Source organism: Nonomuraea antri, from assembly GCF_013283785.1.
Classification (GTDB): domain Bacteria; phylum Actinomycetota; class Actinomycetes; order Streptosporangiales; family Streptosporangiaceae; genus Nonomuraea; species Nonomuraea antri.
Genome location: NZ_JABCPZ010000007.1, coordinates 25,735 through 48,340 on the forward strand (window position 1 = coordinate 25,735; position 22,606 = coordinate 48,340).

Below are 22,606 nucleotides of genomic sequence, written 5' to 3' on the forward strand. Positions count from 1 at the left end.
TCGTCAAAATCCTATATTCAGCGAGGGGGGTGCCAGAGAATTCTGGCGATCTCGGGTGCGGGTTCCTGGCCGCGCAGTGACAACCAGGCGAGCCGGTGCCGGTCGGCGTAGGCGACGAGCTTGCGCGCGTCGAGCTCGCTCAGATCGGCCGATCCGGTGAGCACCGAGGTCAGGGCGATCCGCCCGCCGCTGTCGCCGAGCGCCGCGTCGATCTGGGTTCTGGCCGCGCGGACGGCCGCGGCCAGCCGGCGCATGCGCCCGTCCGGCGCGGTCTGCGGTTCGATCCGCGCCAGCAGGCCGACCGTGTCGATCCGCACGCCCGCCCGGCGCGTGAGCCGCAACATCGCCGCGTCCTCGGCGCTCAGCCCGTACGGGCCAAGCGGCAGCGTGACGGCCACCCGCAGCGGACGCTCGCGCTGCACCTGGTGCACGGCCCTGGCCCGGCGCAGCACCGTGGCCCGATCCGCGCTGTCACGCACCTCGAAGCCGACGTAGCGGGCGTCGAGCGCCACCACCACGCGACGGTAGAGCGCGGCCAGGGCGCCCGGCCTGGTGCAGGCGGCGGCCGGCTCGCGCCCGGCGGGGCCGCCGAAGACGGGACCGGCCTCGCCGCCCGCCGCGCGCAGCCGCCCCAGCCGCTCGCCCAGCGGCCGGGCGCGCGCCGCCAGCACGCCCTGGGCGGCCGTCGAAGACGCGCCCGGCGCCGCGGAAGTGGCCCAGCGGGGCGAGCAGCCGTCGTCGCCGCCCGCGATCACGTGGCCCAGCTCGTACCAGCGCACGCCGCTGCGGCGCGACTCGGCGGCCAGGTCGAGGCCGGGATCGAGGGCGGTGTCGACGAACGCGACGAACCCGGCGGGACCCGCGGGCTCGGCGCCGGAGGTGGCCGGCGGGGGAGACACGGTGGCGGCCCGTGGCGCGGGTGTGGCCTCCGGCTCGGCCGGGGCGGGGAGCACGGAGATCGCCATCGCCGTGCCCCCGACGAGCAGCACCGCGCCGAGGAACGCGAGCGGGCGGGGCAGCGTGCCGGGCGGCCGCACGTGCCGCGACATACGCAACTCCGAGTGGTTGGTCGGCTACGCGCAGAAACGTTAGCAAGTGTTCGCCACGCGGCGCGGGCCTTTTCCCGATGCCGTCCGATGTGTGCGGATAATGGCGTCATGAAGCTGCGGATCTTCACCGAGCCCCAGCAGGGCGCCACGTACGACGACCTGCTAGCCGTCGCCCAGGCCACCGAGCGGCTGGGATTCGACGCGTTCTTCCGTTCCGACCACTACCAGCGCATCGGGGCGGGTGACCCGGGCCCGGGCTCGACCGACGCCTGGATCACGCTGGCCGGCCTGGCCAGGGAGACCTCCAGGATCAGGCTGGGCACGCTGGTGTCGCCGGCCACGTTCCGCCTGCCCGGCCCGCTGGCGATCAGCGTGGCGCAGGTCGACCAGATGAGCGGCGGACGGGTGGAGCTGGGCTTCGGCACCGGCTGGTTCGACGGCGAGCACACCGCGTACGGCATCCCGTTCCCGCCGCTCGGCGAGCGGTTCGGCCGGTTCGAGGAGCAGCTGGAGATCATCACCGGGCTGTGGACGGCGGAGAAGTCGTACCACTTCGACGGCCGCTACTACCGGCTCGCCGACTCGCCCGCACTGCCCAAGCCGGCCCAGCGGCCCAAGCCGCCGCTGATCATCGGCGGTTTCGGCGCCAAGCGCACCCCGCGCCTGGCCGCCGCGTACGCCGACGAGTACAACGTGCCGTTCCACGGCGTCGCCGACACCGGCCAGGCGTTCGACCGGGTGCGCCGGGCGGCGGAGGAGGCGGGCCGCACGCTCGTCCTGTCGGCGGCGCAGACCGTGTGCGTCGGACGCGACCAGGCCGAGCTGGAGCGCCGCGCCGCGGCCATCGGCCAGGACCTGGCCACGCTGCGCGAAGGCGGGCTGGCCGGAACTCCGGCCGAGGTGCTCGACAAGCTCGGGAAGTTCGGCGAGCTCGGCGCGGAGCGCGTCTACCTGCAGGTTCTCGACCTGTCCGACCTCGACCAGCTGGAGCTGATCGCCGCCGAGGTGCTGCCGCACGTGTAAGCCGCACGTGTAAGCCGCACGTGCAAATCGCGTGGCGGGTTAAATCGCGTGGCGGGTTAAATCGCGTGGCGGTGTTTTGCCGGGCTACGGCAGACTTGGGGCGTGCTTCTGACGATCTCGACCACTGCCCGTCCGGCGACCGACCTGGGCTTCCTCCTGCACAAGCATCCCGAGCGCGTGCAGGAGTTCGGCCAGTCGTTCGGCACCGCCACGGTCTTCTATCCCGAGGCGGGCGACGAACGCTGCACGGCGGCGCTCATGCTCGACGTCGACCCGGTGGCGCTGGTCAGATCGCGCGGCAGGAACTCGCCCGACTTCAGCTTGTCGCAGTACGTCAACGACCGGCCGTACGCGGCCTCGTCGCTGCTGGCCGTGGCGCTGGCCGACGTCTTCCGCACCGCGCGGGCCGGTCGCTGCAAGGCGCGTCCCGAGCTGGCCGAGCGCCCGCTGCCGCTGGAGATCAGGCTGCCCGCGCTGCCCTGCCGGGGCGGTCCCGAGCTGGCCAGGCGCCTGTTCGAGCCGTTGGGCTGGGACGTCGCGGCCGAGTCCGTCCCGCTGGACGAGGGTTTCCCCGAGTGGGGCGACTCGCGGTACGTGCGGCTCACGCTGAGCGGCACGCTGCGGCTGGCCGACGCGCTCAACCACCTGTACGTGCTGCTGCCGGTGCTCGACGACGGCAAGCACTACTGGATCGCGCCCGACGAGGTCGACAAGCTGGTCAGGGCCGGGACCGGCTGGCTGCACGGCCACCCGGAGCGCGGCCTGATCACCCGCCGCTACATGGGACGGCGCTGGGCGCTGGCCCGCACCGCGCTCGCCAGGCTGGCCGAGCTGGGCGACGAGACGGAGGAGGAGCTGGAGCCGCCGGTGGCCGAGGAGGCCGCGCCGGACGAGAGCGCCGCCGACGAGGCGGCGGCGGCCGAGGCGGAAGCAGAGGGGGAAACGGCGACGGCCGAGGCGGAAACGGGAGAGCCCGCGCCCGACGCGGCGACCGGGGAGCCCGCGCCCAAGGCGAAGCCGCTCAACCTGCGCCGCCGCGAGGCCGTGCTGGCGACCCTGGAGGAGCTGGGCGCGGTCAGCGTGATCGACCTCGGCTGCGGCCAGGGCGAGCTGGTCGGCGCGCTGCTGGCCAGGCCCAGGTTCGCGCGCGTGGCCGGCACGGACGTGTCGTCGATGGCCCTCACCATCGCCGCGCGCAAGCTCCGCCTGGAGCGCATGCCCGACAGCAAGCGGGCCAGGCTCAGCCTGTTCCAGGGCGCGCTCACCTACACCGACAAGCGGCTGACCGGCTACGACGCGGCCGTGCTCATGGAGGTCATCGAGCACGTCGACCCGCCGCGCCTGACCGCGCTCGAACGCGTCGTGTTCGGCCACGCCAGACCCCAGCACGTGCTCGTCACCACACCCAACGTCGAGCACAACGTGCGTTACGAGTTCCTGACCGGGCTACGCCACCCCGACCACCGCTTCGAGTGGACCCGCGCCGAGTTCCAGGCGTGGGCCGCCAGGGTGGCCGCCGACTACGGCTACCAGGTCGTGTTCAAGCCGGTGGGCGACGACGACCCCGAGGTCGGCCCGCCCACCCAGATGGGAGTGTTCACCCGTGATCAGCGTTCCTGAGCTCTCCCTCGTGGTGCTCGTCGGCGTGTCGGGCAGCGGGAAGTCGACGTTCGCCGCCAGGCACTTCAAGCCGACCCAGGTCATCTCCTCCGACTACTGCCGTGGCCTGGTCGCCGACGACGTGAACGACCAGTCGGCCACGCCGGCGGCGTTCGAGCTGCTGCACCACATCGTCGGCGTGCGGCTGGCGCGCGGGCTGTTCACCGTGGTCGACGCCACCAACGTGCAGTACGCCGCCCGCAAGTCCCTCATCGACCTGGCCAGGAAGCACGACGTGCTGGCCGACGCGATCGTCCTGGACGCCCCGGAGGAGGTGGCGATCGAGCGCAACAACGCGCGTCCCGACCGCGACTTCGGCCCCGGCGTCGTCATCAGGCAGCGCAAGGACCTGCGCCGCTCCCTCGGCAAGATCAACAACGACGGGTTCCGCCGCGTGCACGTGCTGCGCGGGCTCGACGCGATCGAGAACGCCGAGATCGTCTACGAGAAGGCGTGGAGCGACAAGCGCGAGCTGACCGGCCCCTTCGACATCATCGGCGACGTGCACGGCTGCCGCGCCGAGCTGGAGACGCTGCTGCGCGAGCTCGGCTGGCAGGGCCTGCACCACCCCGACGGCCGCACCGCCGTGTTCGTCGGCGACCTGGTCGACCGCGGCCCAGACTCGCCCGGCGTGCTCCGGCTGGTCATGGACATGGTCGAGGCGGGCACCGCGATCTGCGTGGCGGGCAACCACGAGCAGAAGCTCGTGCGCGCGCTCAACGGCCGCAAGGTCACGGTCGCGCACGGCCTGCAGGAGTCGCTCGACCAGCTCGCCGCCCAGCCGCCCGAGTTCGTCGAGCGGGCCAGGCGGTTCATGGACGGCCTGCTCAGCCACTACCGCCTCGACGGCGGCCGGCTCGTCGTCGCGCACGCCGGGCTCAAGGAGGCCTACCACGGCCGCGCCTCCGGCCGGGTCCGCGCGTTCGCCCTGTACGGCGACACCACCGGCGAGACCGACGAGTACGGCCTGCCGGTCCGCTACCCGTGGGCCGAGGAGTACCGGGGCCGGGCCATGGTCGTCTACGGCCACACGCCGACGACCCGTCCGGAGTGGGTCAACAACACGATCTGCCTCGACACCGGCTGCGTGTTCGGCGGCCACCTGACCGCGCTGCGCTACCCGGAGCGGGAGATCGTCCAGGTGCCGGCGGAGAAGACCTGGTACGAATCGGTCAAGCCGCTCGGCGGGCCGTCCCGCGATCCCGGCATGCTCGACATCAACGACGTGATCGGTACCCGGCACGTCGAGACCAGGTTCGGCACCCGGGTGAAGGTCATGGAGGAGAACGCGGCCGCCGCGCTGGAGGTCATGAGCCGCTTCGCGGTCGATCCGCGCTGGCTGGTCTACCTGCCGCCGACGATGGCCCCGCCGGGGACGTCCACGCTGGACGGCTACCTGGAGCACCCGCACGAGGCGTTCGAGGAGTTCGCCGCGTCCGGGGTGAGCGAGGTCGTGTGCGAGGAGAAGCACATGGGCTCGCGCGCGGTCGCCGTGCTGGCCAGGACGCCCGAGGCGGCCGCGGCGCGCTTCGGCGTCACCGACGGCAGCGCGGGCGCGGTCTTCACGCGTACCGGACGGCCGTTCTTCCATGACATGGCGCCGCTGGTCGACCGGCTGCGCGCGGCCTGCGAGCCGCTGTGGGAGTCGCTGGGCTCGGACTGGGTGGTGCTCGACTGCGAGCTGCTGCCCTGGTCGGCCAAGGCCGGCGAGCTGATCCGCACCCAGTACGCCTCCGTCGGCGCCGCGGCCCGCGCCGCGCTGCCCGAGGCGGTGGCGGCGCTGGCGGCGGCGGCCGAGCGCGGGCTGGATGTGGGCGGGTTGCTGGCCCGCACCCGACGCCGCTCCGACAACGCTGCCCTGTTCCGCGACGCTTACGCACGCTACTGCTGGCCGGTCGACGGGCTCGACGGCGTGCGGGTCGCGCCGTTCCAGATCCTGGCCTGCGAAGGGCGCAACACCGCGCTGGAGCCGCACGCCTGGCACCTGTCGACGCTGGGGCTGCTCGACTCCCCGCTGATCACCCCGACCAGGCACGTGTTCGTCTCGCTCGACTCGGCCGCCTCGCGGGCCGCCGCGACCGAGTGGTGGGAGTCGATGACGGCCGACGGCGGCGAGGGCATGGTGGTCAAGCCGGCCGCGTACACGGCCGGGCGGGTGCAGCCGGGCGTGAAGGTGCGCGGGCGCGAATACCTGCGCATCATCTACGGCCCCGACTACACCGAGTCGCTGGACGTGCTGCGCCGCCGCTTCCTCGGCAAGAAGCGGTCGATGGCGCTGCGCGAGTACGCGCTGGGGCTGGAGGCGCTGTCGCGGCTGGCCGAGGGCGAGGCGGCCTGGCGGGTGCACGAGCCGGTCTTCGCGGTGCTGGCGCTGGAGTCCGAGCCGGTCGACCCGCGGCTGTGACCCCGGCGTCCTAGGCCGGTGACAGGACGATCTCCTCAGGCAGCCCGGTGGGCAGGTTGTACGGCATGAGCGTCAGCCTGCCCCGGCCGAGCGCGACGACGTCCGCGCTCGGGGTCCCCGCGGGCAGCCGCACCGGGCTCTGCGTCCAGCGGCCGCCCGACTGGTGCAGCATGACGACCTTGCCCCGGCCGTCCTCGGCCGTCACCCACAGCCCGCCGGCGCCGTCCGGCGCCGCGTGGTGCAGTCGCACGCCGCGCAGGCCGAGGTCGAGCAGGCGCCAGGAGCGCCCGTCCCAGCGCATGATCAGCTCGCGGTGATGGCTCCACAGGTCGCAGCACAGGTGCGTGGTCAGGTCGCCGACCGCCCAGGCCTCGGTCTCGGAGAGGTTGACGACGTCCTTGAGCCGGCCGGGCGTGAGCTTTGCCGGGTCGCCGACGGTGTCCGGGACCGGCACCTGGGGGAGGTCCGCCGTCCGCCAGGTGGCGCCGTCCCAGCGCTGGAGCACGCCGTCGCGGACCGCCCAGGGCCGGTCGGCGGGCTCCTCGCGCCGCCCGCCCGCGGTGGTGACGCCCCAGGTGACCGGGTCGAGCGGCAGCTCCACCCGGTACGGCACCGGGTCCGCGCAGCCGTCGGGCGTGCAGAACGGGCCGTCGGTCAGCAGGACGCCGCCCAGCCAGAAGACGCCGGCGATCCCCCCGAGGCACAGGACCATCCGTAACCAGATCATCCGCATAGAGCAGCAGTATTGCGAAATATCGGGTTCTTTCAAGGTTGAGCAAGGGCAGCGGTACGCCCGTGAGCTGCGGGTAGGTCCTTGATCCGGGGGAAGGACCTGCATGGCTACTCAGTACCAGCACCAGGAGCACCTGGGCCACGTCGTGCTCATCGCGGCCGCGGCGGCCATCGGCGGGTTCCTGTTCGGATACGACAGCGCGGTCATCAACGGCGCGGTCGTCGGCATCCAGCGGCACTTCGACGTGGGCTCGGTGGAGATCGGGGTCGTGGTGGCCATCGCGCTGCTCGGTTCCGCGCTCGGCGCGTGGTTCGGCGGCGGGCTGGCCGACCGGGTCGGGCGCACCCGGTCGATGCAGATCGCGGCCATCGTCTTCGCGATCAGCTCGATCGGGCAGATGCTCCCGTTCGCCATCTGGGACCTGGGCTTCTGGCGGCTGCTGGCCGGTGTTGGCATCGGCATGGCCTCCGTGCTCGGGCCCGCCTACATCGCCGAGGTGTCGCCGCCCGCCTACCGCGGCAGGCTGGGCTCGTTCCAGCAGCTCGCGATCGTGCTCGGCATCGCGGTCTCGCAGGCGGTCAACTACGTGATCGCACGGCAGGCCGACGGTGACGTCAACAACCACCTCTGGGGCCTGCAGGCCTGGCAGTGGATGCTCGGCGCGTGCGTGGTGCCGGCGCTGCTGTTCCTGCTGTTCGCCTCCACGATCCCGGAGTCGCCGCGTTACCTGGTGATGTCCGGGCGCACCCGCCGGGCCCGCGAGGTGCTGTCCGAGGTCGAGGGCGACGACGTGGACCTGGACGCGCGCGTCTCCGAGATCCAGAACGTGCTGCGCACCGAGGCCCGCCCCACCATGAAGGACCTGCGCGGCAAGGCGCTCGGACTGCTGCCGATCGTCTGGATCGGCATCGTCCTGTCGGCGTTCCAGCAGCTGGTCGGCATCAACGTGATCTTCTACTACTCGTCGGTGCTGTGGCAGTCGGTGGGCATCGACCAGCAGAGTTCCCTGCTGATCAGCTTCTCCAGCTCGATCATCAACATCGTCGGCACGTTCATCGCGATCGCCCTGGTCGACAAGATCGGACGCAAGCCGCTGCTGCTCACCGGCTCGGCCGGGATGGCGATCGCGCTGGGCACGGCCGCCTGGGCGTTCAGCCACGCCCGCCAGATCGGTGACAACGTCAGGCTGCCCGACCCGCAGGGACCGATCGCGCTGGTCGCCGCCAACGTGTTCGTGCTGTTCTTCGCCCTGTCGTGGGGTGTGGTGGTGTGGGTGCTGCTGGGGGAGATGTTCCCCAACCGCATCCGCGCCGCCGCGCTGGGCGTCGCCGCCGCGGCCCAGTGGCTCGCCAACTGGCTGGTCACGGTGACGTTCCCGGCCATGTCGGAGTGGAACCTGCCGCTGACGTACGCCATGTACGCGCTCTTCGCGGCCCTGTCATTCCTATTCGTGACCAAGTGGGTCAAGGAGACCAAGGGCCGCAGGCTTGAAGAAATGGGGTAACGCGCGCCGGGGCCGGGTACCGTTCCGCGAGACGGCCCGGACACGGGACCGCATCACCACGGGAGAAGGTGGGCTCGGGTGCTGGAGCTTCGGCCGGCCCCGGAGAGCCGCGCGGCCCTGGTGCGCCGGGGCTGGGCGGAGGACCGCCGCGTCGACGTCTCCGGCGTCCTCGCGGCCCTGAGATCGGCCGGATACCGGATCGACCCGGTCATGGAAGAGGTCCTGAGCTGCCTGGCGGGCATCGAGGCCGGTCCCGTCAACGTCGAGGGCACCGGCTTCAAGAACGACGAACCGTTCGTCGTCGACCCGCTGGGCGTGGGACTGCGCCACCTGCGCGAGGCGAACGACCTGGCCGAGTGGTTCGGCGCGCCGTTCTGCCCGCTCGGCTGGTGGCTGTGCCGCTCGCACGTGTACTTCACCTCCGGCGGGCTGGTGGTGGCGTCCCTGCCCGGGGTGGTCTGGCACGTGGGTGACACGCTCTCGCGGGCCATCGACTTCATGCTCCTGGCCGACGGCCCGCTGGTGCGGCTGTGGAGCATGGACGGCCTCGGCGGGTGAGCCGGCCCGAGCGGGTAGCCTTCGTGCGTGCTCGACGACGTGCTCGGTCCCTCGCTGGACGTGTTGTTCTGCGGCATCAACCCCGGTCTCATGTCCGAGGCCACCGGCCATCACTTCGCCCGGCCGGGTAACCGGTTCTGGCCGGCGTTGCATCGTTCGGGGTTCACGCCGCGGCTGCTCGTCCCGGCCGAGCAGCACCTGCTGCCCGCGTACGGGCTGGGCATCACGAACATCGTCGCCAGGCCCAGCGCCAAGGCGGCCGAGCTGACCAAGGAGGAGCTGGCCGAGGGCGGCCGGCTACTGGCCGGCAAGGTGGCCGAGTGGGAGCCGAAGGTGCTGGCGGTGCTCGGGATCTCGGCCTACCGGGCGGCCTTCGCCCGGCCCAAGGCACGCATCGGGCCGCAGCCGGATCTGGTGGGGGGTGCCAGGGTGTGGGTCCTGCCGAATCCGAGCGGGCTCAACGCCCACTGGACCGCCGACGGCATCGCGGGGGCGATGCGCGAACTGCGGGACTCCCTGGGGGAGTGACGTCGCCCGCGGTCAGTCCCTGCAGTGGAAGCGGCGGTGCGCCGCTTTGATCAGGAACGACACGACCACCACCACGATCAGCATCTTGACCAGCCCGAAGCCGCCCACCATGAGCCCGACGGCGGCCAGGGCGACCAGGATCGGCACCATCGGGCTCGGGCCGTGGTGGCCGCGGCGCCCGCGGTGCATCTCCCTGCGGGCCTGATGCATGGCGCGGACCTGCTCCCGGCTCGCCCGGTGCATCGCCTGCATCTGCCGCCGGTGCGCCCGCATGGCCTCGTGCCAGCCGTCGACGTCGTGCCGGCCGTGCCGATGATGCCCCTCGTGCGGATGAAGCCCGCCGTGCCAGCCGTGCCAACCGTGTCCGCCGTGCTCCTCGTGCGGGTCGGCCGGCGCGTAGGGCGACCCGGCTTCGCGGTAGGCGGCGCCGGGCAGGTCGGAGGTGACCGCGGCCAGGTCACGGGCCGTCTTGGCGGCCAGTGCCCGGTCGAGCCGTTCGTCCAGTTCCTCGTGGGTCAGGCGGCCCTGCGCGAAGTGCTCGCGCAGCGCGGCCATCGTCTGCTCGCGCTCGGCGTCGCCGATGCGGAGATCGTTGGGGTCCATGACGTGGTCCTCGCTCTCTCCGAACCGGCTTTCCGGTACGGCGCCGGTCATCGGGGTCATTCCTCGCCCGGGTCGCCGTCGGCCAGAATCTGGTAGAGCTTGCGCCGGGTCTCAACCAGAGTCTTACGCGCTTCGCGGATTTGTGCGTCGTTCCCGGTCTGCAGAACCTGCATCATCGCGAACGCCGACTGCCTGGCGATGTGCCAGAGATCGGCGGCGTTGTCGTCGATGTCGGGACGCATCTCGTCCCAGGGGGCGCGCACCTCGTCGGCGTGCGACTCGATGTAGTCGCGGCCGGCCTGGGTGAGCGTGAAGGTCTTGCGGCCCTCGTTCTCCTCGGAGATGACCAGGCCCTCGTCGGTGAGCTGCTGCAACGCCGGGTAGACGGCGCCGGGGCTGGGCTTCCAGCCGCCTTCGCTGCGCTCGGCGATCTCCTGGATGATCTGGTAGCCGTTGCGCGGCTCCTCGGCCAGCAGCGCGAGGATCGCGGCGCGGACGTCGCCCCGCTTGGCCTTGCGGCCCCGGCCGCCGCCCCAGCCACGCGGACCGCCCCACGGACCGCCGCCGGGGCCGCCCCAGGGGCCGCCGCGGCCGAAGTCGAACGGGAAGGGACCGCCGGGCCGTCGCCCGCGGTGACGGTGCTCGTGCGGGCCCCGATGCTCGTGCGGACCACGCTGGTGGGGGGCGCCGAACTGCTCGAACGCGTCGGCCACGGCCTTGAACGCCTCGCGTGCGGCCCGCTTGTACTCGTGCGCGCCTGGCCAGTGGCCACCCGCCGCCTGTGCTGAAGACATCTCTTCCTCCGGTATCACGATCTGTTCTTGATATGTCAACGATATATCGAGAACATGTCGTCGGCAAGGCGAAGAAGAGAGTGAGCCAGATCACGAAAAAGTTGCGGAATTTGGGAACATGCTTGGGACTAGTACCGTTGAACACAGCAGACGAGGTCGTTCCACGTCGGCAGGGCTGGGGGGTGCTGTCGCCGTGGAGACGGCCTCGTCTGCGTTTACCAGCCCTTTCGGGCCGAAGACGGGCTGAGCGCGGCCCGCGCGGGCCCGATGGAGCGTTCCGCCGCCCGGGCCTGGAGCCTGGCCAGCCCTGAGCCTGCCGGCCTCGATGCCGGCCGGCGGCGCTGGTCAGCCGAACAGTTCGCGGATCTGGCCGACCACCTCGACGATCACCGAGACCTCCGCCGCGCGCGCCGACAGCCGCTTGAGGGCGTCGAGCACGCGCGACCTGTCCGGCTCGGTCTCCGCCAGTTCCTGCCGCACGTCGGCCACGTCCCTGAGCGCCCGCTCGGGCTCGGCCACCTCGGACTGGTGTTCCCCGATCAGCTGCTCGAGCCGGTCGAGCAGCCGCGCCGCGGCCGGGTCGGCGAAGTTGTTGACGGTGGCGCGGGCGTGCGGGCCCATCGCGATGGGCCCGCTGACGTTTCCGCCGCTGATGTGCATGCCGTACTCGGTTCCCATGGGAGCCTCCCCTTCGTCAGCTGGCCGGGCGGGGCGGGTTGTTGACCGTCGCCGAGGCGTGGGAGCCGAAGGCGATCGGCCCGCTCACCGTACTTCCGAACACGTACATGCTCTGGTTGGTCACGTTGGCCGCCTGCATCCGGTACGCGCCGGTCTCCACCCCGCGCTCCTCCAAGAAGTCCAGGACGGACTCGGTGAGCCGCTGCTCGATCATCCGCACGTACTTGCGCACGTCGAGTCGCTGGATGTGGGTCTGCAGGTCGTCGTCGGCGCCGAACTCGCGGACGCTGAACCCGGCCCCGTACGGGTACACGACGTACTTGGCCGGGTTGGGCCTGGTCAGGCCCTGCCGGACGGCCTGCACCCCGGTGCGCGCGGCGCGTACCGGCGCGGCCAGCACGTCACGCAGCAGGCGCAGCTTCAGCGCCCTGACCGCCTCCCAGGCGATGCGCCGGCTGTTCATCGCGGGCAGCAGGTCCACCACGTGGTAGATCGGGAGCACCGGCGGCAGCACGGTGACCACGAACTGCGTGTAGAGCATCCGCCCTTCGACGGCCAGGTGGATGAACGCCGAGGTGATCGCCTCCTGGTCGGCGGCGGGCGCGACGAGCCTGCCGTTCAGGTCGCGGATCTCCTGGCCGGTGTTGCTGATCGTCACGCGCTGGTAGTAGCGCACGCCGCCCTGCGGGTGGCGGGCGATCGCCGCGATCTCGTCGGGGTGCGCCTGGTAGCGGGGCAGCCCGGCCGGGTCGATCAGCGGGTGCGCCACGCCGGTGCCGTCGCCGTACCAGTCGGAGACGGTGAACAGGCCCTTGGTCACCACGTGGTCGCCGAGGTCGAGGCGGTGGATGCCCTCGTTCGGGCGCAGCACGTGGTCGCGCATCTCCTGCAGCCGGTTCCTGACGAACGCGTGCAGCACCATGGGGTCGATGTCGACGGGCGTGTCACGGCGGCTTGGCGGGCCCTCGGGTTCGCGGACCCGGTCCAGCTCGACCGCGATCGACCAGTTGAGCAGGATGTGCCCGGCGCCCATGAACGCGTCCTCGTTGGCGTACATGGTGATGTTGCCGTGTTGCGCCCGGTGCACGTAGTCGAGCCTGGCGCGGGTCTTCGGGTCGGTGACGCCCGGTTCCGGCGCGGGCGCGCCCGGCCTGAGCACGCCGGCCAGCGTCAGGTAGACCGCGATGCGGTACACCAGCGCGACGGCGAGCGTGACCAGCGGGATGAACAACATGCTCAGCATCGCGCCGACCGCCTCGGTGAAGTCGAACGCGGTGAGGTAACGCTCGTTCAGCCCGCCGATGAGGAGCAGGAGCGACTGCTGGAAGATCGCGGTCAGGAACAGCCCGAACGCCGACCAGACGGCCCAGATCCAGATCAGCGCCTTGACGATCAGCGGCCCGTTCCGCACCGGGCCGGTCGTCAGGAGCACGAACGGCACCAGCATGACCACCCACTGGATCGTCGTCAGCGGCGACACCACCAGCCCGAACAGGAGGATCACGGTGATCAGCACGTCGCGCACGATGAGCATCGAACGGGAGCGGCGGCAATGATGGATCACCGGCATGAGGTCGAAGTCCCCGTAGGACGGGGAGACGGCGCGATATGGATCGGACAGGAGTTCGTCCATCACGTGGTCGCGAAAGCCGCTGTCCAGATATGCGGCCGCGCACAGATAGCGGGTGTCGTTGCTCATTTGCCGCGGTTTCTCGCGGGCGAACGGCTCCCGTACGGAACCGGTGTCGGTGCTGTTGACGGCCATCGCCTGCTCCCGTCCTCGGGGATGTGCGAGCCGAGCCTACGGGGGCGAATCGGCTTATGGGAGCCCTAAACAAATAGGACGCATAAAGCCGCGAAAAGGGACAAATGATGACCGAAAAGATTATGATTTGTCGCGTTAAATAAAAATATGGTGGTCCGGGGTGCGGAGACCGATTCTCCGGGGCCCGGCCGCGCGCGGGCGGGGTTTGCCGTACAGTCCCGATCATGATGGGGCACACGCACGCGATGACGGGGGCCATCGCCTGGCTGGGACTGGCGCCGGCGCTGGCCGCGCTGCCGCTGTTGAACGAATCCTCCCGGTTCATCGAGACCGGCATCATGGCCGGCGCGCTCAGTCCGGCCGAGCTCATCGCCGGCGCGATCATCTGCGCGGGCGCGGCGATGCTGCCCGACCTCGACCACCCGAGCGCGACCATCGCCCAGACCTTCGGGCCGGTCACCTGGGCGCTGAGCAAGGTCGTCGCGTGGCTGAGCGGCGGGCACCGGGGCGCGACCCACTCGCTGGTGTTCGCCGTCGCGGTGGGCATCGGCACGCACTGGCTGGCCAACACCTATCCCATCGGCCGCGACATCATGGTGGTCCTGCTGATCGGCCTGGCGCTGCGCGCCATCGGCGTCGGCATCCCGGGTAACAAACTCGGCTCGGCCGCGGTCAACATCGGGCTGACCGCCGGGCTGTACGCCGTCTTCCTCTCGCTGGCCGTCGGGTACGCCTGGCTCGGCCTGGCCGTCGGCATCGGCTGCCTGATCCACGTCGTCGGCGACTGCATGACCGAGCGCGGCTGCCCGGTGCTCTGGCCGCTCGGGGCCAAGTTCGTGCTGCCGTGGAAGATCGGGATCAAGACCGGCAAGAAGTTCGAGCAGAAGATCCTGGCCCCGGTGCTGTCGGTGGCGATCATCGGGCTGCTGTTCTGGCGGCTGGCACCCGTTTAACTTGATGTCGAGATACTCTGGAGATATCTTGACGTCGAGACATCCGCTGCAACGCGCGAGTTAGGGTGACCTAACGTTCTTCTCGCTCTCGGCGTGCGGCAGGATTTGGACTGAGCAACCGTCTATGAGGAGGCGAACCACCGTGTCCGCGAACAGCTTCGGCAGCCGTGACACGCTGCGCGTCGGCGACGCGTCGTACGAGATTTTCCGGCTGGATGCCGTCGAGGGCGCTGCACGCCTCCCGTACAGCCTGAAGATCCTGCTGGAGAACCTCCTCCGCACCGAGGACGGCGCCAACATCACCGCCGACCACATCCGCGCGCTGGGCGAGTGGGACCCGAAGGCCGCGCCGAGCGTGGAGATCCAGTTCACCCCGGCCCGCGTCATCATGCAGGACTTCACCGGCGTGCCCTGCGTCGTCGACCTGGCCACCATGCGCGAGGCCGTGCGCGACCTGGGCGGCGACCCGGCCCGCATCAACCCGCTGGCCCCGGCCGAGATGGTCATCGACCACTCGGTCATCGTCGACTACTTCGGCCACCCCGACGCCTTCCAGCGCAACGTCGAGCGCGAGTACGAGCGCAACCGCGAGCGCTACCAGTTCCTGCGCTGGGGCCAGACCGCCTTCGACGAGTTCAAGGTCGTCCCGCCCGGCACCGGCATCGTGCACCAGGTCAACATCGAGCACCTGGCCCGCGTCGTCATGATCCGCGACGGCAAGGCATACCCCGACACCTGCGTCGGCACCGATTCCCACACCACCATGGAGAACGGCATCGGCGTGCTCGGCTGGGGCGTCGGCGGCATCGAGGCCGAGGCCGCGATGCTCGGCCAGCCGATCTCCATGCTGATCCCGCGCGTGGTCGGCTTCAAGCTCAGCGGCAAGCTCCCGGCCGGCGCCACCGCCACCGACCTGGTGCTGACGATCACCGAGATCCTGCGCAAGCACGGCGTGGTCGGCAAGTTCGTGGAGTTCTACGGCGAGGGCGTCTCGTCCGTGCCGCTGGCCGACCGGGCCACGATCGGCAACATGAGCCCCGAGTTCGGCTCCACCTGCGCCATCTTCCCGATCGACGGTCAGACCGTCGACTACCTGCGCCTGACCGGCCGCTCCGAGGAGCAGATCGCCCTCGTCGAGTCGTACGCCAAGGCCCAGGGCCTCTGGCTCGACCCGCAGGGCCCCGAGCCGGTCTTCTCCGAGTACATCGAGCTCGACCTGGGCACGGTCGTCCCGTCGATCGCCGGTCCGAAGCGCCCGCAGGACCGCATCGCCCTGTCGTCGGCCAAGGAGGCCTGGCGCCGCGACGTGCGCAACTACGTGGCCGACGCCGACGGGGTCGACGAGGCCGTCGAGGAGAGCTTCCCCGCCTCCGACGCCCCGGCCTCCAACGCCGACGCGGGCGGCGTCCGGCCGCACAAGCCGGTCCCGGTCACGCTGGCCGACGGCACCTCGTTCGAGATCGACCACGGCATCGTCTCGATCGCCGCGATCACGTCGTGCACGAACACCTCCAACCCGTACGTCATGCTCGGCGCGGCCCTGCTGGCCCGCAACGCCGTCGACAAGGGCCTGACCCGCAAGCCGTGGGTCAAGACCTCGCTGGCCCCCGGCTCGCAGGTCGTCACCGGCTACTTCGAGCGCTCCGGCCTCCAGCCGTACCTCGACAAGATCGGCTTCAACCTGGTCGGCTACGGCTGCACCACCTGCATCGGCAACTCCGGCCCGCTGCCCACCGAGATCTCCGAGGCCATCCAGGCCAACGACCTCGCGGTCACCGCCGTGCTGTCCGGCAACCGCAACTTCGAGGGCCGCATCAACCCCGACGTGAAGATGAACTACCTGGCCTCGCCGCCGCTGGTGGTCGCCTACGCGCTGGCCGGCACCATGGACCTCGACCTCGACACCGAGCCGCTGGGCATCGGCAACGACGGCGAGCCGGTCTACCTGCGTGACATCTGGCCGTCGCCGGAGGAGATCTCCGCGGTCGTCAACTCCTCGATCGGCCGCGACATGTTCGAGCGCGACTACGCCGACGTGTTCAAGGGCGACGACCACTGGCGCTCGCTGCCGATCCCGACGGGCAACACCTTCGAGTGGGACCCCGACTCCACCTACGTGCGCAAGGCGCCGTACTTCGACGGCATGCCCGAGCAGCCGCAGCCGGTCACCGACATCTCCGGCGCCCGGGTGCTGGTCAAGGTCGGCGACTCGGTCACCACCGACCACATCTCGCCCGCCGGCTCGATCAAGACCGGCACCCCGGCGGCTCAGTACCTGCAGGCCAACGGCGTCGAGGTGAAGGACTTCAACTCCTACGGCTCGCGGCGCGGCAACCACGAGGTGATGATCCGCGGCACGTTCGCCAACATCCGCCTGCGCAACCAGATCGCGGCCGGCACCGAGGGCGGCTACACCCGCGACTTCACCCAGCCCGACGCCCCGGTGTCGTTCATCTACGACGCCTCGGTCAACTACGCCGCGCAGAACACGCCGCTGGTCGTGCTGGCCGGCAAGGAATACGGCTCGGGCTCCTCGCGCGACTGGGCGGCCAAGGGCACGGCGCTGCTGGGCGTGCGCGCGGTCATCGCCGAGTCGTACGAGCGCATCCACCGCTCCAACCTCATCGGCATGGGCGTGCTGCCGCTGCAGTTCCCCGAGGGCGCCACGGCCGAGTCGCTGGGCCTGACCGGTGAGGAGAGCTTCGACATCACCGGGGTCGAGGAGCTCAACAAGGGCGGCATCCCGCAGACCGTGCACGTGAAGGCCGGCGACGTGGAGTTCGACGCGGTGGTCCGCATCGACACCCCCGGCGAGGCCGACTACTACCGTCACGGCGGCATCATGCAGTACGTCCTGCGCTCGCTGCTCGCCAAGTAGTCCCGCGTCCCCCGCCGCGGGGACCCGCGAACCTCCGCGCCGCCGCCCTGCCACGAGCCGGGCGGCGGCCGGGAGAACCGGCCACGCCCCGGCTCATGGCAGGGGCGGCCGGCCCGGCGCGACCTCACGCGCCACACTCGGGGGATACCACCCGACTCACGAGAGCCGCCCGGCGACCAACCGCCGCCGGGCGGCTCTCGCCGTTCTCAGGCGACCTTGGCCGCGGGCGCCGACCAGGTGTCGCACGCCGCCGGGGACCTGCCCTGGTAACCCCGCTTCAGCCAGTGGACGCGGTTGGCGCCCTTGCCGTGGGAACGGTAGGCGGCGTACTCGTCGCCGCTGTCCTTGGTCTCGTCCAGCAGGGTCGTCCAGTCCTGGCCGGTACGGCTCATCGACCCCCACGCGGCGCCCAGGAACACCCCGGCCAGGCAGTCGGCCTGCAGTTCGTAGCGGCGGCCGAGCTCGCTCTGCAGCGCGCGGGACCGGGCGGCCCGCAGGCGGGACTCGAAGGCGCGCCTGATGCCGGTCAGGCTCTGCAGGTGGTGGCCGTACTCGTGGGCGGCGACCTTGAGCGGGTACAGGTCGGTGCGGTTCTCCACCCAGTCGCCGGTGAGCGGGAAGACCAGCGTGCGGCGGTCGGTGCAGTAGAAGGCCGCCGCCTGGGCCGGCCAGGGCAGGCCGCACACCTCGCGTACCGGCTCGTCGTAGAACTCCACGACCGGCGCGCGGAACGTTCGGCCGGACTTGGCCAGGTGCCGCGACCAGGAGGTGTTCAGGCACTTCAGCATCGTGCGGAGGTAGGACTCGGTGCGCGGCACGCCGCCGGTGATCATCGGCGGTTCCGGGCAGGTGGCGGCGGCGAGCTTGCCCGTCCTGGCGAACGGGTCGGCCCGCACGGTCGCGTTCGCGGTCGTGTTCGCAGGCGCGTTCGCGTTCGTGTTCGCAGACGTGTTCGCCGCCGCGTGCGCGGGCGCGGCCGGCAGGGCCGTCGCGACGCAGACGGCGGCAGCGGCGGCGGCTGTGGCGGCGACGGCCGGCAGGGCGAAACGGGCGCGGGGCGGCGAGGCCGGGCGGAAGCGGAGGAGTGGCACGATCAGTGAGCCTAGCGGCAGCCGTCCCACCGGTCCCGCCGGTCTCGCCGGTCCCACTGGTCTCGCCGGTCACCGCGCCACCCGTGGCCGATCACGCGGCGTGCTGGTGGTTGACTCATCCGCATGACGATTACGGCATTAGTCATGATTTTTGGTGGTTTGGCGGTATTTGTCGGGGCGGTGGTTCAGGGGAGCGTCGGCTTCGGGGTCGGCCTGGTGGCGGTGCCGATGCTCACCCTGCTCGACCCGGGTGTCATGCCGGGGGCGATCCAGGTGGTCAACCTGTCGCTGCCGGTGTTCACGCTGGTCACCGAGTGGCGCAAGGTGGACTGGCGCGGGCTCGGTTTCGCGTTGCTCGGCCGGTTGCCGGGCAGCGCGATCGGGGCGCTGATCGTCGTCCATGTGTCCATCCAGGCGATCGGCGTCTTCGTGGGCGTGATGGTGCTGATCGCGGTGATCATGACGGCTCGCGCGCCGAGCGTGACGCGCAACGGGCCGACGATCACCTCGGCCGGGTTCATGTCGGGCATCACCGGCACCGCCACCGGCATCGGCGGGCCGCCGCTCGCGCTGGTGTACCAGAACGCCAAGGGGCCGCAGATCCGGGCCACGCTGGCCACGTTCTTCTTCCTGAGCGCCGCGCAGTCGCTGGCCATCCTGGCCGCGGTCGACCGGCTGCCCGGGCAGGCGCTGCTCACCGGCGCGCTGCTGCTGGCGCCGATGCTGCTCGGGTTCCTGGTGTCGGGCCCGGTGCGCAGGTACGTGGACACGGGCAAGGTCAGGGTCGCCATCCTGGCCGTCGCGGGCGTGTCGGCCGCGGTGCTGATCGTGCAGAGCCTGCTGCGCTGAGCCCCGGGCGGAAAACCTGTCGACGGCGGCGGCCGCCGCTGCCAGCATGGGAGGCGATGTACCGAGCGTAGAACCACCTCGATCACGACAGGGCGGGCTCCCCGGGAGCCGGCGCCCTGGTTCGGCGCGTACCACTCACTTTCCCGAAACTTCCCGTGATCGAGGCAGGGGCGTTCTTCGACGCCCGGAACAGGACTTCTTCCCATGGATCTCCATGACTACGCCACGTACGACGCCGTCGGCCTGCGCGAGCTGATCAGCGCGGGCGACGTCACCGCCGCCGAGGTCGAGACCGCCGCCAGGCAGGCGCTGGCCGAGGTGAACCCCCGGCTCAACGCCCTGGCCCTGCCGGTGTTCGAGCCCGCGCTCGGCCACGCCGCCGACGGGCCGTTCACCGGCGTGCCGTTCCTCATCAAGGACCACGGCCCGGTGGCCGAGGGGGTGCCGTTCTTCCTCGGCAGCCGCAGCCTGCCGGCCGGGGTCGTCCCCGGGCACGACACCGACCTGATGGCCCGCTTCCGCGCGGCCGGGCTGGTCACGCTGGGCCTGACCACCGCGCCCGAGATGTCGCTGAGCTTCGCCACCGAGTCGGTCAGGTTCGGCGTCACCCGCAACCCGTGGCACCCGGAGCGGGGCGCGGGCGGTTCGAGCGGCGGCGCCGCGGCCCTGGTCGCCGCCGGGGCCGTGCCGGTGGCGCACGCCAGCGACGGCGCCGGCTCCATCCGGGTGCCCGCCTCCTGCTGCGGGCTGGTCGGGCTCAAGCCGAGCCGCGGCCGTCTCCCGTGCGGGCCCGACGTGGGCGAGCCGATGCTCGGCATGGCGAACGAGTTCGCGCTGACGCGTACCGTCCGCGACGCCGCCCACCTGCTCGACGCCGTCCACGGGCCGGGGATCGGCGACAAGTACACCGCGCCGCCGCCCGCCCGCCGCTACGCCGCCGAACTCGGCGCCGACCCCGGCCGGCTGCGCGTGGCGGTCACCACCGCGGCCTGGTCGGGCGCGAAGGTGGACGACGAGGTGGCCGCCGCCGCGATCGAGACCGGCCGGGTGCTGGAACGGCTCGGCCACCACGTCGACGCCGTAGGCCCCCGGGTCGACTGGCCGGACGTCGTGCGAAGCTGGGTCACGGAGGCCGTCGCGGTGGCCTCGATGGTGCTGCTCGCGCCAAGGCGGCCCGACCCGGCGCTGCTGGAGGCCGTCTCCAGGCGCTTCCTGGAGACGGCCGACGCGTTCAGCGCGCTCGACCTGCTGGCCGGGCTCAACGCCCAGAACCGGGTCACCAGGTCGGTGAGCGCCTTCTTCACCGAGCACGACCTGCTCGTCACGCCCACGCTGGCCCGGCCGCCCGCGCCGCACGGCACGCTGCGCTACGACGACCCGGCGCACACGCTGCCGAGCTGGCTGGACGCGATGAGCGACTACGGGCCGTTCACGGTGTTGTTCAACATCACCGGGCACCCGGCGATCAGCCTGCCGCTCGGCCACGACGCCGGCGGGCTGCCCGTCGGCGTGCAGCTCGTCGCCGCCCACGGCCGCGAGGACCTGCTGCTCCGCGTCGCGTCGTGCCTGGAACAGGCCATGCCGTGGCGCGAACGTGTCCCGCCGGTCTTCGCCGGGCGCGGGTCTCGGGGGTGACGTGGCGCGGGTCCCGGTCGTGACGTGGCGCGGCGGGGTCAGCCCGCCGCGCTCGCGGCGTCGGCCGCCTCGATGCTCTTGCGCAGCGCGGTCGTGATCGGCTCGACGGGCTCGGACAGCTGCTTGATCCGGTCCTGGCGCTGACGCATCTCCAGCCAGGACGGGATCACCGTCTTCAGCCCGGCCGCCGCGGCCAGCGCCGCCAGGACCCGGACGTCCTGCTCCAGGTGCCCGACCGGCCGGCCGTCGCGGTAGGCCCGGACGACGCGCTCGGCCAGCCGCCGTGACAGGTACGCCTTGCGTGGCGTGATCCGCTCGACCGGGAACAGCAGGATCCTGCGCCGTTCCACGCGGACCAGCCGGGCGGCGGCCAGCTCGTCGCAGACGACGCGGACCGCCTTGCCGTGGTCTTTGCGCACCCACCGCTTCCACGAGTGGGGCGGTGAGTCCGAGATCTGCGCCCAGATCACGGCCGGCAGAGACCCCGGCGCGGCGGCCGGGGCGGTGCGGGCGCGCGCCTTGCCCGACTCGTCCGACAGGTTGCCCGCCAGCAGCAGCTCGGCCAGGGCCGCCGCGCGCAGCAGGTAGCCGAGCCGGCCGCGCTGGGTCAGCTTCTCCTTGCGCAGGTCGAAGGCCAGCAGGAAGGCCGACCGGGTCAGTGACTCACCCTGCTTCACTCTCGTCTCCATCCGCCTGCTCCTGTTCTGCATGATCGGGGTCGTCGTCCTCTGGGGCCTTCCGCGGCCGTCCGCGCGGGCGCATCCGCCCCACGCCCTCCGGCAGGCGTCCGGCGTCGGCGAGCGCTCTGCGCAGCAGGAACTCGATCTGGGAGTTCGTGCTGCGCAGCTCGTCGGACGCCCACCTGACCAGCGCGTCGTGAACCACCGGGTCGAGCCGCAGCAGGATCTTCTTCCGCTCCACGGTGATTACTGGTAGAGCGTGCCCGTGTTGACCACTGGCTGGGTGTCGCGGTCACCGACCAGCACCACGAGCAGGTTGCTCACCATGGCCGCCTTGCGCTCCTCGTCGAGCTCGACCACGTCGTGCTCGGCGAGCCTGTCGAGGGCCATCTCCACCATGCCGACCGCGCCCTCGACGATCCGCTGCCTGGCCGCCACCACCGCGCCCGCCTGCTGACGGCGCAGCATGGCGTGGGCGATCTCGGGCGCGTAGGCCAGGTGGATGATGCGCGACTCGATCACCTTCACCCCGGCCGACGCCACCCTGGCCGCGATCTCGGCCGACAGCCGCTCGTTGATCTCGTCGGCGTTGTCGCGCAGGGACAGCCTGGGCTCGCCGTGCGCGTCGTACGGGTAGCTGCCCGCGATGTGCCGCACCGCCGTCTCGGCCTGGATGGCCACGAACTCCACGAAGTCGTCCACCTCGAAGATCGCCTGCGCGGTGTCCTGCACCTGCCAGACCACCACGGTCGCGATCTGGATCGGGTTGCCGTCGGCGTCGTTGACCTTGGTCACGTCGGTCTCGTGGTTGCGGATCCTGGTGGAGACCCGGCGGCGCACGGTGACCGGGTTGACCCACTGGAAGCCGGGGGTGCGCAGGGTGCCGACGTAGCGGCCGAGCAGCTGCACCACCCTGGCCTCGCCCGGCGCGACCGCGGTGAGGCCGAAGAAGGTGAAGAACCCGAACGCGAACACCAGGATGCTCGCGATGACCACCCACATGCCGCCCTGCCCGGCCCCCGAGGCGAGCAGGCGGATTCCCACGACGAGCAGCGCGATCGCGGCCAGCTCCAGCGCCGTCGCCACCGCCAGCATCACGAACCCGTTGGCCGCACGCACCGGCTGCTCGTTCGTGCGCGGTGCGGGCATGTCGACGACGGCCGCCTCGAGGGTGGCTCCGCCCGGTGTGTTCGGCATCGTCCCGTCCTTCCCATGTGTCATC

General features: G+C 71.5%; 20 protein-coding genes. 10 read left to right on the forward strand and 10 right to left on the reverse strand.

The window, feature by feature from the left end; genetic code table 11:
• Nucleotides 1–17: 17 nt before the first annotated feature.
• Nucleotides 18–1,049 carry a glycoside hydrolase family 18 protein gene (locus HII36_RS03805; RefSeq protein ID WP_173521612.1) on the reverse strand — a complete coding sequence of 344 codons (1,032 nt, stop codon included), beginning with the start codon at nucleotides 1,047–1,049 and terminating at the stop codon, nucleotides 18–20.
• 108 nt (nucleotides 1,050–1,157) lie between these two features.
• On the opposite strand from HII36_RS03805, the gene HII36_RS03810 reads away from it, so the two are divergent.
• The 3 genes from HII36_RS03810 (at nucleotide 1,158) to HII36_RS03820 (ending at nucleotide 6,135) form a co-directional block, all read left to right on the forward strand.
• Nucleotides 1,158–2,072, forward strand: coding sequence for an LLM class F420-dependent oxidoreductase (locus HII36_RS03810; RefSeq protein WP_173521613.1), 915 nt, complete (start codon nucleotides 1,158–1,160; stop codon nucleotides 2,070–2,072).
• Nucleotides 2,073–2,174: 102 nt separating this feature from the next.
• Complete coding sequence (locus tag HII36_RS03815; protein ID WP_173521614.1) at nucleotides 2,175–3,692, forward strand: 3' terminal RNA ribose 2'-O-methyltransferase Hen1; 1,518 nt, start codon at nucleotides 2,175–2,177, stop codon at nucleotides 3,690–3,692.
• Complete coding sequence (locus HII36_RS03820; protein ID WP_173521615.1) at nucleotides 3,676–6,135, forward strand: polynucleotide kinase-phosphatase; 2,460 nt, start codon at nucleotides 3,676–3,678, stop codon at nucleotides 6,133–6,135. Before HII36_RS03815 ends, HII36_RS03820 begins: the two co-directional genes overlap by 17 nt.
• Before the next feature lie 10 nt (nucleotides 6,136–6,145).
• On the opposite strand, the gene HII36_RS03825 is transcribed toward HII36_RS03820, so the two are convergent.
• The gene (locus tag HII36_RS03825) at nucleotides 6,146–6,862 is read right to left on the reverse strand and encodes a hypothetical protein (protein WP_173521616.1); all 717 of its coding nucleotides are present in this window, start codon (nucleotides 6,860–6,862) and stop codon (nucleotides 6,146–6,148) included.
• A 109-nt stretch (nucleotides 6,863–6,971) separates the two neighbouring features.
• Here HII36_RS03825 and HII36_RS03830 point away from each other — a divergent pair, with 109 nt between their 5' ends.
• The 3 genes from HII36_RS03830 to mug all read left to right on the forward strand — a co-directional run bounded on the left by HII36_RS03830 (nucleotide 6,972) and on the right by mug (nucleotide 9,458).
• The gene (locus HII36_RS03830) at nucleotides 6,972–8,372 is read left to right on the forward strand and encodes a sugar porter family MFS transporter (RefSeq protein ID WP_173521617.1); all 1,401 of its coding nucleotides are present in this window, start codon (nucleotides 6,972–6,974) and stop codon (nucleotides 8,370–8,372) included.
• A 78-nt stretch (nucleotides 8,373–8,450) separates the two neighbouring features.
• Complete coding sequence (locus tag HII36_RS03835) at nucleotides 8,451–8,930, forward strand: SUKH-3 domain-containing protein (RefSeq protein ID WP_173521618.1); 480 nt, start codon at nucleotides 8,451–8,453, stop codon at nucleotides 8,928–8,930.
• A 27-nt stretch (nucleotides 8,931–8,957) separates the two neighbouring features.
• Entirely contained in the window at nucleotides 8,958–9,458 is a 501-nt protein-coding gene (gene mug, locus HII36_RS03840; protein WP_173521619.1) for a G/U mismatch-specific DNA glycosylase, read from the forward strand.
• 12 nt (nucleotides 9,459–9,470) lie between these two features.
• Here the strand turns inward: mug and HII36_RS03845 are convergent, their stop codons facing one another.
• From HII36_RS03845 to HII36_RS03860, 4 genes are all read right to left on the reverse strand, one after another.
• On the reverse strand, nucleotides 9,471–10,061 hold the full coding sequence (locus HII36_RS03845; protein WP_173521620.1) for a DUF1707 SHOCT-like domain-containing protein: 591 nt from the start codon (nucleotides 10,059–10,061) through the stop codon (nucleotides 9,471–9,473).
• Nucleotides 10,062–10,117: 56 nt separating this feature from the next.
• A complete protein-coding gene (locus HII36_RS03850) occupies nucleotides 10,118–10,855 on the reverse strand; it encodes a PadR family transcriptional regulator (RefSeq protein ID WP_173521621.1) in 738 nt (245 codons plus the stop codon).
• A 345-nt stretch (nucleotides 10,856–11,200) separates the two neighbouring features.
• On the reverse strand, nucleotides 11,201–11,533 hold the full coding sequence (locus tag HII36_RS03855) for a hypothetical protein (protein WP_173521622.1): 333 nt from the start codon (nucleotides 11,531–11,533) through the stop codon (nucleotides 11,201–11,203).
• A gap of 16 nt (nucleotides 11,534–11,549) precedes the next feature.
• The gene (locus HII36_RS03860) at nucleotides 11,550–13,298 is read right to left on the reverse strand and encodes a hypothetical protein (RefSeq protein WP_173521623.1); all 1,749 of its coding nucleotides are present in this window, start codon (nucleotides 13,296–13,298) and stop codon (nucleotides 11,550–11,552) included.
• A gap of 224 nt (nucleotides 13,299–13,522) precedes the next feature.
• On the opposite strand from HII36_RS03860, the gene HII36_RS03865 reads away from it, so the two are divergent.
• Together HII36_RS03865 and acnA are read left to right on the forward strand one after the other, a co-directional pair.
• Entirely contained in the window at nucleotides 13,523–14,251 is a 729-nt protein-coding gene (locus tag HII36_RS03865; protein ID WP_173521624.1) for a metal-dependent hydrolase, read from the forward strand.
• Nucleotides 14,252–14,393: 142 nt separating this feature from the next.
• Nucleotides 14,394–17,129 carry an aconitate hydratase AcnA gene (acnA, locus tag HII36_RS03870; protein ID WP_328807575.1) on the forward strand — a complete coding sequence of 912 codons (2,736 nt, stop codon included), beginning with the start codon at nucleotides 14,394–14,396 and terminating at the stop codon, nucleotides 17,127–17,129.
• A 206-nt stretch (nucleotides 17,130–17,335) separates the two neighbouring features.
• On the opposite strand, the gene HII36_RS03875 is transcribed toward acnA, so the two are convergent.
• Nucleotides 17,336–18,220: a neutral zinc metallopeptidase gene (locus HII36_RS03875; protein WP_328807576.1), complete on the reverse strand. Its 885-nt coding sequence runs from the start codon at nucleotides 18,218–18,220 to the stop codon at nucleotides 17,336–17,338.
• Nucleotides 18,221–18,379: 159 nt separating this feature from the next.
• Between HII36_RS03875 and HII36_RS03880 the strand changes: the two genes are divergently transcribed.
• Both HII36_RS03880 and HII36_RS03885 read left to right on the forward strand, forming a co-directional pair.
• The gene (locus HII36_RS03880; protein WP_236003171.1) at nucleotides 18,380–19,069 is read left to right on the forward strand and encodes a sulfite exporter TauE/SafE family protein; all 690 of its coding nucleotides are present in this window, start codon (nucleotides 18,380–18,382) and stop codon (nucleotides 19,067–19,069) included.
• A gap of 204 nt (nucleotides 19,070–19,273) precedes the next feature.
• Nucleotides 19,274–20,704, forward strand: a complete 1,431-nt coding sequence (locus HII36_RS03885; RefSeq protein WP_173521627.1) for an amidase — start codon at nucleotides 19,274–19,276, stop codon at nucleotides 20,702–20,704.
• A gap of 38 nt (nucleotides 20,705–20,742) precedes the next feature.
• Here HII36_RS03885 and HII36_RS03890 read toward each other — a convergent pair whose 3' ends face one another.
• From HII36_RS03890 to HII36_RS03900, 3 genes are read right to left on the reverse strand one after another with little or no spacing between them, the layout of a single operon-like run.
• Entirely contained in the window at nucleotides 20,743–21,393 is a 651-nt protein-coding gene (locus tag HII36_RS03890) for a GPP34 family phosphoprotein (RefSeq protein WP_173521628.1), read from the reverse strand.
• Nucleotides 21,368–21,625: a hypothetical protein gene (locus HII36_RS03895; protein ID WP_407940738.1), complete on the reverse strand. Its 258-nt coding sequence runs from the start codon at nucleotides 21,623–21,625 to the stop codon at nucleotides 21,368–21,370. The genes HII36_RS03890 and HII36_RS03895 overlap by 26 nt, the downstream gene beginning before the upstream one ends.
• A gap of 5 nt (nucleotides 21,626–21,630) precedes the next feature.
• Nucleotides 21,631–22,581 carry an SPFH domain-containing protein gene (locus tag HII36_RS03900; protein WP_173521629.1) on the reverse strand — a complete coding sequence of 317 codons (951 nt, stop codon included), beginning with the start codon at nucleotides 22,579–22,581 and terminating at the stop codon, nucleotides 21,631–21,633.
• Between the last annotated feature and the right edge of the window lie 25 nt (nucleotides 22,582–22,606).